Below are 13,561 nucleotides of genomic sequence, written 5' to 3'. Positions count from 1 at the left end.
ATAAAAAAGCCCCAAAGTTGCTGACAACTTTGGGGCTTTTACATTTTATAAAAGACTATTGATAACAGGCTATTAGCTTTCGCTATCAGTATCGTCAGATTCTGATTTTTCAGCTTGCGTTGGCTTTTTATGCTCAGTCTTAGGCTTACGCGTACGCGCCTTAGGTACTTTTGGCGTGGTTAAATTAAACATACCTTTTTGTGGCAACAGCTGCTCAGCCACATTTTCAATCATGTTTTTATAACTGGCGATGGTTGTTTTTGACTTCGCCGCCTGAATCTCTTCTTTTGTCGCGGGTTCTGCTACTGGTTCAGTTGGTTGAGGCACTTGCTCGGTTTCGCTTTGCTCGACATCAGAAACGGTGGTTTCAGTATCAGTATCTTTGACCTCAGCATCAGATTGCGCCGCGTTTTCTTCTTCTAGCGCGTGCTCAACCTTTAACAACTGCTCACTATCGGCGCTGACGTCATCTGTCTGACTCTGATTTGTAAGAGCGTTCGCTTCTACGTCATGAGCATCTACATGAGCATTGCTGTCGCTGTCAGCTGCTAAAGCATCATTTGTAGGCGCTTCAGAAGTTGTCACTGCAGCTACTTCCTGATAATCAGGATGCTGACCGCGTGGGTCGTTGCTTGCTCTTTTGTTGATAGCACGTGGTTCAACGGCAGTTTTACCTTGCGCTGCGGCAAACTGACTGACCGCTTGCGTCATCGTCTCAAAGCGGGTGATATAATCTGCTGCTAAAGGCTGATAACCATAGTTGCTAAAGTCAAAATCTTGACTGGCAGTTTCGCCATTCTCGACTTTAGACTCGTTGCTATTAGCGACCTCGTCCTCATTAGTGGTAGCGGCTTGAGCTTGCTTTACATGTAAAGCAATAGCCGCGTTGAAGCAGTGAATCACACCTTCTGCTGCTAAGCGCGCTTGCGCTTCGGGTAGTGTTGCACGGATAAATTCACCAACTGTACCGCGAATAGCTGGTACGTTTACAGCGCTTTGCTCATTTGCCTGAGGTATTTCAGCTACCGATGTTTTAGCTATCGGTGCTTGAGACTGCTGACGACGTACCACACGTGGGTCATTGCTGGCTTGACCAAACTTATTGGCCGTCACATAGCGCTTAGCAAATAAAGCTTCATGATTAAGCTCGAACGCTGGTTGCTTGCTATTGCTGGCATCGTCAGCCTTAGAATTAACATCAGAGTCAGTCTCAGAAGCAGTTTCCTGAGTTTTCTCTATAGCTGCGTCATTTTCAGCGGTGGTGTCTACTGGCTTTTGACTTTCCGCTAGATTTTTGATATCAGCTGGACGTTCAGTTTGAACCTCACTGCTGTTAGACGTTGCTTGCTCATCTGCCTCTGCTTCTTTAGCATCAACTTTTTTAGCGTCTACTTTACTATCGTCTACAGACTTAGCATTAGACATTTGCACCTTAGCTTCAGTAGCGTTTGGTTGTGCTTGGTCTGCTTTTGGCTCTGCTATTTTTGCTTCTTCTAACTGAGCTGCTTCTAGATGAGCTGCATCACTGTTAACAGTTTCAGCTCTATTGACTTGCTGACTGCTTTTTTCACTGTTATCAACCGCGCCATTGCTATTTTTAGCAGCCTGACTGTCAGTTTTTTGCTCAACAGTTTCCTGCTTATCCGCATTTTTCGTCGTGCTGTCTTCTTGACTTGCTTTTTCTATATTAGCGTCATTGCTAGATTTTTCAAAACTTTGCTTTTCAGACGTTTGGCGAGCGGCTGTTACAGATTTACTGTCATCTAAAGATAAATGCACAACTTCTGGCGACTTAACTTCCATTGCGGCTTCATTGACCTGCAAAACAACTTCATTCGGGTCTTGGTTGCGGCGCGAGCTAGATTGGTTTCTAGCATTGCTAGCATCTTTAGTGCTTTGCTGTGCATTATCAGCGTTTAACGTTTCGCCGCGCTCAAGTTTGCCGCGTGATTGACGTTGGCTATTTGACTTACGCTTAGCACGAGTTTGCTCGTCTGCAGCATTGGCGTTTTTGTCATCAGCGTCGGTGCGCTCATGACGTTCATTGCCTTTGCTATTTTCGTTGCTCTCATTACCATTACGACCGCTGTCTTGACGATTATTGCGATTACGGTCATTAGGGCGTCTGTTATCCTGCTGACGTTTATCTTGGTTATTAGATTGTTGGCTATTCGATTCTTTATTATCAGCGCTATTTGTGCTGCTTTCTATAGCATCCGTATCGCTAGTGACGTTATCATTGGTTTCATCTGACGGCTCTTTTCTTTGGCGCGTCTTAGAAGGTCTTGATTTACGTGGCTTACGTCTTCTTCTTTCTTCAGCATCATTGTCGTCGTTAGAAGTATTGTTAGCGGTCTGTTGGCGATTGGCGTTAACGTTTGACGGCTGATTATTAGCTTGCTGATTGCTCTCTTGTGGCGCTGCTGAGGCTTGATTATTAGCACTAAGCGCACTGTTATCCAATTGACCAAACGAGCCTAAGCTCTGCGCGCCCGTATTGACCAGAGCTTCAATGGCTTCAGCAGCATCACGACTACTGACGCTATGAGAGGTTTGTGCCTGCGGTGCTTGGGCAAATAAATTGGATAACCAAGCGACGGCTTGGGGTTGGGCAGCAGCAACTGGCGTGTTTTGGGTCGCTACTGGCGCAGCTGTAGCCACAACAGCCGGTGCACTTTGCGTCGGCGCTTGTGTTTGTGGCTGTGTTTGTGTCTGCGGCGCCCGTGCTGATGAAACATTGCTAGCATTGGCATTGCTACGATGGTCATTGCTATGACTAGTCGTATTCTGCTGCTGGCTTGGCGCACTTTGCTGATCATTGGCGCTCGTAGTCGCTTGACTGCTGCTATCGGCTATTTGACGTGGCTGGCGCGTAGGCTGCTGCTCAGGACGCTCTTTTTCAGCGGTTTGCCAGTCAACTTCATAACCCAAATCGCTATGTTCTTGGGCTGTATCCGTAATACGCTCATAACTTGAAGGTGCAAAGCCGTCACGGTTAAAGTGAAGCTTAAAGTTTGGCGATTCTAGATGCGCGTGCGGCAAGATAGTGATACGCGTACCACTGTCTTGCTCAAGGTAGACCAAAGCATCACGCTTTTCATTTAATAAGAAAGCAGCGATATCCGTTGGTACTTCGGCTTGCACTTCACCTTGACGCTCTTTTAGGGCGATTTGCTCAATCTGACGCATAATCGATAGTGATAGCGAGCGCAAGTCACGAATCATACCGTTACCATGACAGCGCGGGCAGATATAGCCAGTCGATTCTTCTAATGATGGACGCAGACGCTGACGGCTCATTTCCATCAAACCAAATTTAGAGATATCACCGAATTGGACGCGGGCGCGGTCGTATTTGGTCGCATCGACTAGACGCTTTTCAACTTCTTTTTGATGCTTATTGTCATTCATATCAATAAAATCAATGACAATCAAGCCGCCCATATCACGCAAACGTAGCTGACGTGCAATCTCATCAGCGGCTTCTAGATTGGTATGATAAGCGGTTTCAGCAACGTCAGAGCCTTTGGTCGACTTAGCTGAGTTGATATCGATAGAGACAAGTGCTTCAGTTTGGTCAATAACGATTGAACCACCTGATGGCAGACGTACTTCACGCTGATAAGCCGTTTCGATTTGTTTTTCGATATTAAAGCGAGAAAACATTGGCTCATAATCGGTATATTTGCGTAGCTTTTCAGCTTGTTTTGGCATGACTGCATCGATAAAACCGGCCGCTTCGATATAAGCGTTTTCGTTATCAATCCAAATCTCAGCGATATCATCGCGCAGATAATCACGCACGGCACGCGTCACGACGCCGGCTTCTTGATGCACTAAACGCGGTGACGGGTATTTTTGGTTTTGTTCTTGGATAGCTTGCCAGATATTAAGCAAGTGATTTAAATCGTGTTGTAAGTCTTCTTGGGTTTTACCAATACCAGCAGTACGAATGATGACGCTCATGCCTTTTGGCAAATCTAAGCTGCCAAGCATACGCTTCATATCTTCGCGCAATTTACCCGAGATTTGACGCGAGATACCGCCGCCACGAGGGTTGTTTGGCATTAGCACCAAATAACGACCTGCTAGTGAGACGTAAGTTGATAAAGCAGCGCCTTTATTACCGCGCTCTTCTTTCTCAACTTGGACGATGAGCTCGTCGCCTTCTTTGATCAGTTTTTTGATGTTTTCGTCACGTGGATTGCCGCTTAAATATTCAGCAGAAATTTCACGAATTGGTAAGAAACCTTGACGCTGTGAGCCATATTCGACAAATACCGCTTCAAGCGAGGGCTCGACGCGGGTTACATGACCTTTATAGATGTTAGATTTTTTTTGTTCGCGGGTACGGTTTTCTAAATCGAAATCGTAAAGATGGTTGCCTTTACAAAGGGCAACACGAATTTCTTCGTTTTGAGTAGCGTTGATCAAAATGCGTTTCATATTGGTATCCTATGAGTACGCAGAACAACGACGAGACAGACTTTAGGGCAGGGTAGCAAGTGTAGCTAATAATACAATTAGCTGAGTAGACGTTAATGAGCGGTAGAACGTAAAGTAGGAATGGGATAAGCGCGCGGGCTTTTCGCAATCGCTTTTCGACCTAAAATGTATTAGCTATATGCTAATGTCGGTAACATTCACATAGATAAGATAGGGTGTAAGGCTACTATCTATAGAGTTATTATGAATAGGCTTGTTCTAATGATTAATGCAGGAGCAAGTTAGTGGTCTTTTATGACAGTTGTTTTATCCAGTTTGGTGGTCAGCGCACGTTGTAAGGGTGGCGGTGGATAGTGACTGAGAGTCAAGAGGTCACAGGTACTAAAAAAGCATCGTGCTGTCACAGTAATCAATCAAGGTCTAGCAATAATATCGCTGTTAACTAAGGACTATTAAATAAGTGTCATCGTATAAAATAGTGCCGTGCAGCGGTTATCCTTTTAGGTAAAGCAATTGGTCATTCTTTATTTATCGTTCTTTTGGGTATAACGTCAATAATATCTGAGGTATCTTAAAGCTAGGTGGCGCTGCTGTCGTCATCAGCGGGGCGTACTTGGCAAACAGAATAAATGACCGGCTTATCGGCACGGTGTCTCTTGTCTATTCTACTTATCGTCCTCTGTTTGACCACCAATACTCAGGCAGCTATCGACAATCAATTAATGATGCTCGATTCTGGCTCTAAACGACCCATACTTGCTCATCTGCGCGCCTAAAGGACTATAGGATAACTAGTTATATATGAATATAAATAGTTATCAAAGCAAGTCGTGGTTATGCGGTAGTGAGTAAATGTTATGTTGTTATCGTTTGATAAAATTGTTGTTACGCAATCTATCAAAGCGATGTTGTCTAATGTCACAATATTCTGTAATGATAAACAATCTTATGCTGATAATTTATCTGGTACTAATAAATACAGTTTTGCACTAATAAATGTCAGCGTTGTTCTTACAATTTATGGGGCATTATAGGGTATATCAAGGGATATAACACCCTTAAAATCAGATGAAACACACAAGCTTGGCAGGTTTTATAGCTGGCAGCGCTTTACTAACCAGTAGTGACCAGTAATAAAAATAGCGCTACACTGTCTGTAACAACAATGAATTATTGTCGCAGCCTCTGCTTAATTGGCGCTCAACATGCTAAACTATAGCAAATCTTTATGTAAATACCTAACTAAAAATGACGAATGCCAAAATGACAAACGACGAACCTATCCACGAAGCTCCGGCTATCTTTAATAGCAAAACGCGCCCGCAAAGCGCCGATGACGAAATTAGTAACTTTGAAAAGGTGAATTACCTTGAAGTCACTCGCCATCAGCATGACCAGCGCTTGGACAACTTTTTACTCAATCGTCTAAAAGGCTTGCCTAAACCGCATATCTATAAAATGATTCGCTCTGATGAAGTGCGCGTCAATAATAAACGCTGTAAAGCGCATGACAGATTGCAGCGTGAAGATGTGGTGCGTATTGCACCTGTCCAGCTAGCTACCCGTGATAAACCTATTATCAGTACCGAATTTGCCAAGAGCTTATTGGCACGTGTGGTCTACGAAGATGAAGGGTTAATCGTACTCAATAAACCTTCTGGCATCGCCGTTCATGGCGGTAGTGGTTTAGATTTTGGCGTTATCGAAGCCATGCGTGAAGTGACGGGTAAAAAGTATCTCGAGCTGATTCATCGTATCGATAAAGATACCTCAGGTCTGCTGATGATTTCTAAAAAACGCTCATCGTTAAAAGCCTTGCAGCAGCATCTTGTTGATAAGACCATCCAAAAACATTATCTATGTATCGCCAAAGGTCAGCCTGCACTGAACGAGCAGCGTATCGATGCGCCATTATTGCGCTACACGTTGGCTAGCGGTGAGCGCCGCGTAAAAGTAGATGCACAAGATGCGCAAGCCAAAGAAAGCCAGACAGATATTATCGTTCATGGTCGTTTTATGCTTGCCAATCAGCCAGTCAGTTTGCTTGAAGCCAAGCCACTGACCGGTCGTACTCATCAGATTCGCGTACACTTAGCGCATATCGGTCATGCTATCTTAGGTGATGATAAATATAATGTGCATGACAAGTCTGGCGTCCATCGTCTGTGCTTACATGCGTGGCGTTTAGATATTCCCGGTTATGAGACCATTACCGCACCATTACCAGATGAGATGGTAGCTTGGTTACCAGCTGACACTAAACTACCTGAATAGGTTTAAAATATTGATATTGAAATCTAGATTTCAAACTAGCATGAAGTATTAAGCATAAACGTCACAGTTACTTATAAGGGCCTATCTTAGCCAAATGAGTGACCGTGACGTTTTCACATCCGCCATTTACGATGAATAGTTAAGGGTTAGTCCATGACAGCATTATCACTCGCTAATAAATTCGCCGCAGCCAATACTTCTGAGTTAGCAGCCGAGCATCACTTAGCAAATAAAACGCTGATTATTTTTGATTGGGATGGCACCTTGATGGATTCGATTGGCTTAATCGTTGAGTCGATGCATGTCGCAGGCGAGGCGCATGGCTTTACCACCACGGATCAGGCAGTCAAAGACATCATTGGGCTGAGCTTAATGTGTGGTATTGAGATTTTATACCCGCAAGCAAGTGATGCGCAGAAGCTAGCGATTCAGCAAAGTTATGCGGACTACTATATTGCAAACAGTCATCGTACGCCGTTTTTTGTGCCTATCGAAAATATGCTGCAAACCTTACAACAGCAAAATAAGCAGCTTGCGGTCGCCACAGGCAAGAAAAGAATGGGACTAGATCGGGTACTAGATGGGTCTAATAGTCATCATTATTTTGCCATCACGCGCTGTGCTGATGAGTCAGGCTCAAAACCTGACCCGCAAATGCTGAGCGATATTCTAGACTTTACCAAGCAATCCATCTCTCATGCAGTATTTATTGGCGATAGTATTTATGATATTCAAATGGCCAACCGTTTGGGCATGACCAGTATTGCGGTCAATTATGGTACGGCATCGAGTAGCGAGCTTGCCGCCCAGCAGCCGACTTATCAAGTAGATACTCCGCAAGCCTTGGCCGAGCTATTGTGTGCTTAAATAAAAATCAGTTGATATGATAAAAAATGGCCATAAAAATCACAATAAAAAAAGGGTTTATCGTTATTAGTGATAAACCCTTTTTAGTTAAAGACTTTAACTGATTAAAAAGTAGGACTGGCGAAAACTATGAGGTTTACTCGCCATTTTTTTCAGTACTATCTTTTTCGGCACTATCTTTTTCGGCACTATCTTCCTCAATATTTCCTTTTTGAACAACGCTCTTTTCAATAGCGTCTTTTTCAATTGCATCCTCTAGCTCATCCCCTTCTAGCAAAGCAAAAGAGGACTCAATAATTTTATTGGCATCCAGTTGATACTCATACCAGTTACCCATGACACCTGCCAATTCATCAAGCCCTTCTTTTCTTAACGCCGAAAATAGCTGAATGGTGCAGTTTAAGCCCAATTGTTTCAGTCTTTTACGGGTATTCAGTAGCGCGTTTTTGGAAGCACCATATTTAAGCTTATCGGCTTTAGTTAGCAGGATATGCACCGGTAGCTCACCATCTTTTGCCCAATACAGCATTTGCTCATCAAAGAATTTAAGCGGATGACGGATATCTGACATCAGCACCAAACCTGCAAGGCTTGAGCGCGATACGAGATATTCTTCTAGCTCAACTTGCCATTCTTTTTTCATCTCAAGCGGTACGGCCGCATAACCATAACCGGGCAAATCGACCAAACGTCTATCACTATCGCCGATACTAAAAAAGTTAATCATCTGCGTGCGACCAGGCGTTTTAGACGAGCGTGCCAATTGGCGCTGATTGGTTAATGCATTAATAGCTGACGATTTACCGGCGTTTGAACGTCCAGCAAAAGCAACCTCTAGTCCTACATCGGGTGGACAAAGGCGAAAAGTTGGTGCAGACATCAAAAATTCTGTTTGCTGAATGCGCTGACGGGCTTTGGTATTAAAATCCGCATGTTCAGCGGCGACATCTTTGAACGGGGTACTCATAAGTGACTCATTAATCTTGAAAAATTGGATACGGTAGTGAAAATTTTTTGATCGAGCTAGGCTTAAAGCAGCGTATGGAATAGGTGCACTGCAAAAATAAGACTTCAATCATAATAAGGTTTTAGGATAATGCCTATTCTATACTATTACGGCGCTTAGTTATTGAAATAACGGCTATTAACCTTATATTAATCACAGCTTGATAAAAATATATGCTTAAATGAATATTGTGTTTAGGGTCATTTCTACCTCATCACACAACGTTAACAAAGCTAAACTATATTTATATATATTAGTACGACATATATTGTTACAATCTTAGTTAGAAGATTGAATGAAAGGCGTTTAATAAAATCATTGATTAAGCGAATGAAGAAACGAGGTGAGGTGTCGCATGTTCTCAATCAGCAAATTTTTTGCCAAAAGCAACCGCTTGTTAGCCAGTAGCGGCGCAGTATTATTAATCAGTGCGGCAATGATAAGTACTGCCGGCGCAGCTGATATTGCTGCATCCTATGATAGCTCATGTGCTGCTTGTCACGATAGTGGCGCGCTAAATGCGATTAAAAAAGGCGACAGTGCCAAATGGCAACAGCTTATTAAGCAAAAGGGTATGCCAGCGCTAGTTAAATCAGTAAAAAGCGGCATGATTCAAATGCCAGCGGGTGGCCTGTGCGAAGACTGTAATGATGACGATTACCGCAAGCTTATCGAATATATGAGTAAGTAGTAGGTGAGTATTTAAAGCTTAAATAATAGTAGAGATAAATAATATAAGGCGCAAGGTTACTGAACCTTTTGCGCTTTTTGTTTTTTTATTAATCGTATAGCTATGGTATGAGCAGAAAAAAACTGCAATGCTACGATTAAGTAGGCAAATAGTAAAAAGTCTTGCTATAATAATCCAAAATAAACCCTGATATTAGTAAGTACTTTCGGGCTGCTTGTTATAAAGACTATATAATATATGGCTTAGCTGAATAAATGATGGCTAGGTGACTATTACGTCTTTTGACACTGCAATCATGCTAGATAACGCTTACATCGAGTTAGTAGGATTTGTATCAATGAAAAAGTTAATCGCTGCCGCCAGCTTATGTGTTGCAAGTTTCAGCGTACAAGCTGCTATCACTGTTCCTAAATATGATCTTAACGCTGGCAAGCAAGTCGCAGAAACGGTCTGTGCTGCTTGTCATGGTGTTAATGGTGTGAGCCCTATACCAGCCCAGCCAAATCTTGGCGGTCAAAATGTGAAGTACTTATACAAACAATTGGTTGAGTTTAAATCAGGTTACCGCAAAAACGGTATCATGCAATCACAAGTTGCCAATTTATCTCAGCAAGATTTAGCCAACGTCGCAGGTTATTATGCAAGCCAAGCACCTTGGGGTGTGGCGTTTGGTAACCCTGCTACCACGCAAGAAGCGACTAAGCTGTTTTTAGGTGGTGATAAGTCACGCGGTGTTATTGGTTGCGCAGGCTGTCATGGTCCAGATGCAGCAGGTAACGTTTGGGCAGCATTTCCACGTTTAGGTGGTCAGCACGCTGAATATATCGCTACTCAGCTAAAGCTTTTCCGTGCAGCTGGTCGTGCAGACGATATCGATAGCGACGAGCAAAAACGTGCCAATGACGCAGCGAAAGAAGGCGAGATGGGTATGATGCAAACTGTCGCATCAAAACTGTCTGATCGCGATATTCGTATCTTGTCAGACTATGTAAGTGCTATTCACTAATTTGTTGTATGTTTAGATGAAATACTAACTTATGTGCTTTCATGCAGTCATTACGATTTAGCTATTAAACCCCGATTTCGGGGTTTTTTTATAACTGCTAGTCCTTATATAATTTGTATGACCTTTTATAAGACTTGTATAAGATAAGCCGCCTGTAGAAAAATTATCATAGAAATTATAGGTGTTTATCAATGCTTTATATCACTAAGTGCTTTATATCATTAAATGTTATTCACTTTGAATCGCTTGGGTTTAAATTATGATGATCCGTTATGCTTCTTACTTTATCGCCGCGCTGCTCCCGCTACTATTGTTCCGATGGTTTGCACCAGCATCCATAGGCGAAATTGATTTTTGGTTGCTTTGGCTATTAGCGATGGTGCTCGTTTCGCTACCAGTGGTTTATGCTGAGATTGCCTTAGCCTATCGTAGTGCCGAAGCGCCTGTGGCCGGTATGCAAAAGCTCACTCGCGAGGCAGATGCTAGCTCTTTATGGCGCGGCTTTGGGTGGCTTGCAGCATTGGTGTCCATTATTATCGCAGCGTTGGTTATATCGGGGGCAAGTACCGGTATTTTAGCGGCTCTAACAGAGCTCAATAGCGCGCCTGACGTGCCAAGCTTTGCTATTGCCGCAGGCTTAATGGTCATTACTGTCTTATTAAGCTTATTGGGTGTCGCGCCTTTACCGATTGGTTTGGGCTTAATGCTGGTCGGTTTGTTATTGGGCGTAGCAAACGGCTTACCAAATATCATTTTTGCGATGACTGATGTCAGCTTAAGCGAATGGGCACGTGCTGTTGCTTTGGCGTTAGTCAGTGTGGGCGCAGGTACAGGCTTATATTGGTTTGGTCAAAGTTTAGTGAGTAAGCAAGCGGTTACTGCAGTAGGTGTTGATAATTACAACGCTCAGAAGTCCTCTCGTGATCAAGCCGCGCAAGAATATCGCGCAACCAAGCTTGTTCTGCCGATTTGGATATTACAGTTGGTAGTTGGCGTGGTCGCCTTATTTATCAGTGGTATGGTGTTACCACCGATTGGGCAGTTACTGTATTGGGTCGGGGTGTTATTTGTGGCCAGCTATTTATTACATTATAGCTCTCAGCAATTGGCGCATAAATTTGGTTTGCTAGTCAGTGTGGTGTTAACATTTGTGGTCGCGCTGCTGTTAGTCGTTGCCATACCGACTAATTGGCTAGTCGGCATTTTGGTGATTATCAGTAGTATCGCTGTGTTGTTATTGTCTGTCTTTGCCGGTTGGCAGATGAAAATTAGTCATCTGCGTAAATCTTTAAACTTTGGCAACGAAGCTTTTTATAACCTATGGCGGGTGGCAATACGCTTGATTGTGCCGCTGGCGTTACTGTTAGCGTTAATCGGTTGGGTGATGCAGTGGTTAAGTTAATGACTACTGCTAATAACAGTGAAGCTAACATCGATATGTCTCAGGCTGAGCAAAGCAATTTGATGACGGTATATTTGGCGTATGCAGAAGATGGAGTATGTCAGCATTACCTAACTGCGCAAGTCAGTCAGGGTACAACTTTGTATGAGGCATTGGCGCAAGTCGGTTGGCTAAAGCAGTTTGAAGCGCTGGCAACATGGTGCGAGCAGGTCGTTAATACGACAACGCCAATGGCTAAGCGTTGGCATGTTGGCGTATACGCACAAAAGCAGCCGCTCAATTATCAATTGCAGGCTTTTGATCGGGTAGAGGTATATCGCAGCTTAAGCGCTGATCCTATGTCTCAGCGCAAAAGTAAATCTCGTGGTTAAGGCTTAGTAGCTATCTAGTAAGTCGTTATGATCTGCGCACCGACCTAAGATGCAGGTAGGCTATCGATACCTTCGATACGGGTTACTATACCGTTATCATCAAAATAGATAATTAAATGCTGGCTGGCATTTTTAACATCGGCGATGCCTTGACGGCGGCCTTCGGTTCCTGCTTTATAATCGTAAATATAATCCCAGCGTTTTGGCGCTAGTGTATCTTTAATCGCTGGGCTACCAAGAATATAAAGCACCTGATTTTGATTCATACCCACTTGCACTTTTTGAGCTTGGGTTTGGGTAATAGCAGTTCCCTGTGGCAAATCAATCTTATAGACACTCAGTAATGAGCAGCCAGACATAGCCACGGTGGCACTAAGCATAGTTGTCATGGCAATCTTGCGTAATGCACTTGCAGAGCTTAACGAACGAAAATTTAATGTCTTTATCATGGTAAGATGACTCATAAGAAATGGGTTAGGTGCAGCTAAAAACCTGTGATGTTGGTCTCGCTGACAATCTTGGACAAATGATACGTCATTTACTTGCAATTGCCTACCACTTACGACATTATTTACCAAACGCTATCTTGCTATATTTATTATTTATATTTTAAATTCATACACTTGGCAGCAGATTGTTATGAAAAAATGCCCTAAAAATATGCTTAATAATGGCTAATTTTTTATAACGATTATTTTTTATCAGCAATTATTGCTAAGTATTGACGATTATTTCACTCCTGTTTTTCCAAATTTATTTGCTAAGACTTTCATAGTCAGAAGGGATATTATGGCTTCTTTTACCAATCAAGATTTACGTAAAGCGGGTTTAAAAGTAACGTTACCGCGTATCAAGATTTTAGAGCTGCTTGAAAGCGCAGAGCTGCATCATATGAGTGCAGAAGAGGTATACAAGGCGCTAATTGAGCAAGGTGAGGATGTGGGACTGGCAACTGTTTATCGTGTCCTAACCCAGTTTGAGCAAGCAGGTATCGTTGAACGGCACAACTTTGAAAATAATCTATCGGTGTTTGAGATTACCCAAGAAGAACACCATGACCATCTGGTTTGTGATGTTTGCGGTAAGATTATCGAATTCCATAATAAGACGATTGAAGAAGAACAGACCAAAGTAGCAGCAGAGCATGGCTTTAAGTTATCTGGTCATTCTTTGGTGTTATATGGTATCTGTAATAATCAAGCTTGTAGAGACAGTGCAAAATAAGCGGTTTAGAAATCAACGATCTTATAATGATAATATAAAAACTATTAATTTAAAAACTGCAAAAAGCCCTCACATTTAATGAGGGCTTTTTTATGGGAAAATACTAATTAAGTAATATCAAACTAAGTAATATCTAACGATAGACTGCCCCCTATGGCAGGATAGTTGTCACCCCTAAATAATAATTCCAAAGGGGACAATGAGGACACATCATGCCACGATATAGCGAAGAACGTAAACAGGCTATACTCAGCAAACTGCTACCCCCGCTGAG

At 42.9% G+C, this 13,561-nt stretch carries 10 protein-coding genes; 7 read left to right on the top strand and 3 right to left on the bottom strand.

All coding sequences use genetic code 11. The annotated features are described in order from the left end of the window. Positions 1-72: 72 nt before the first annotated feature. On the bottom strand, positions 73-4,446 hold the full coding sequence (locus tag JMW39_RS12775; protein WP_201547119.1) for an Rne/Rng family ribonuclease: 4,374 nt from the start codon (positions 4,444-4,446) through the stop codon (positions 73-75). Positions 4,447-5,709: 1,263 nt separating this feature from the next. On the opposite strand from JMW39_RS12775, the gene JMW39_RS12770 reads away from it, so the two are divergent. After that, positions 5,710-6,720 (top strand): RluA family pseudouridine synthase, encoded by a 1,011-nt coding sequence (locus JMW39_RS12770; RefSeq protein WP_201547117.1) that lies wholly within the window; start codon positions 5,710-5,712, stop codon positions 6,718-6,720. Positions 6,721-6,873: 153 nt separating this feature from the next. Then, positions 6,874-7,587 (top strand): HAD family hydrolase, encoded by a 714-nt coding sequence (locus JMW39_RS12765; RefSeq protein WP_201547115.1) that lies wholly within the window; start codon positions 6,874-6,876, stop codon positions 7,585-7,587. Positions 7,588-7,723: 136 nt separating this feature from the next. Here JMW39_RS12765 and yihA read toward each other — a convergent pair whose 3' ends face one another. Beyond that, on the bottom strand, positions 7,724-8,554 hold the full coding sequence (gene yihA / locus JMW39_RS12760; RefSeq protein WP_227679527.1) for a ribosome biogenesis GTP-binding protein YihA/YsxC: 831 nt from the start codon (positions 8,552-8,554) through the stop codon (positions 7,724-7,726). A 394-nt stretch (positions 8,555-8,948) separates the two neighbouring features. On the opposite strand from yihA, the gene JMW39_RS12755 reads away from it, so the two are divergent. From JMW39_RS12755 to JMW39_RS12740, 4 genes are all read left to right on the top strand, one after another. Beyond that, a complete protein-coding gene (locus tag JMW39_RS12755; protein WP_201547113.1) occupies positions 8,949-9,284 on the top strand; it encodes a c-type cytochrome in 336 nt (111 codons plus the stop codon). A 337-nt stretch (positions 9,285-9,621) separates the two neighbouring features. Beyond that, positions 9,622-10,290, top strand: a complete 669-nt coding sequence (locus JMW39_RS12750) for a c-type cytochrome (RefSeq protein WP_201547111.1) — start codon at positions 9,622-9,624, stop codon at positions 10,288-10,290. 259 nt (positions 10,291-10,549) lie between these two features. After that, complete coding sequence (locus tag JMW39_RS12745; protein ID WP_201547109.1) at positions 10,550-11,692, top strand: hypothetical protein; 1,143 nt, start codon at positions 10,550-10,552, stop codon at positions 11,690-11,692. Continuing rightward, entirely contained in the window at positions 11,692-12,063 is a 372-nt protein-coding gene (locus JMW39_RS12740; protein WP_227679526.1) for an RnfH family protein, read from the top strand. Before JMW39_RS12745 ends, JMW39_RS12740 begins: the two co-directional genes overlap by 1 nt. A gap of 44 nt (positions 12,064-12,107) precedes the next feature. Here JMW39_RS12740 and JMW39_RS12735 read toward each other — a convergent pair whose 3' ends face one another. Continuing rightward, positions 12,108-12,527, bottom strand: a complete 420-nt coding sequence (locus tag JMW39_RS12735) for an outer membrane protein assembly factor BamE (protein WP_201547105.1) — start codon at positions 12,525-12,527, stop codon at positions 12,108-12,110. 325 nt (positions 12,528-12,852) lie between these two features. Between JMW39_RS12735 and fur the strand changes: the two genes are divergently transcribed. After that, positions 12,853-13,287, top strand: a complete 435-nt coding sequence (gene fur / locus JMW39_RS12730) for a ferric iron uptake transcriptional regulator (protein ID WP_201547103.1) — start codon at positions 12,853-12,855, stop codon at positions 13,285-13,287. Positions 13,288-13,561 lie beyond the last annotated feature (274 nt).

It is taken from the genome of Psychrobacter immobilis (assembly GCF_904846175.1).
In the GTDB taxonomy this organism is placed as follows: domain Bacteria; phylum Pseudomonadota; class Gammaproteobacteria; order Pseudomonadales; family Moraxellaceae; genus Psychrobacter; species Psychrobacter immobilis_E.
This window is presented reverse-complemented; position numbering and strand designations above follow the sequence as displayed.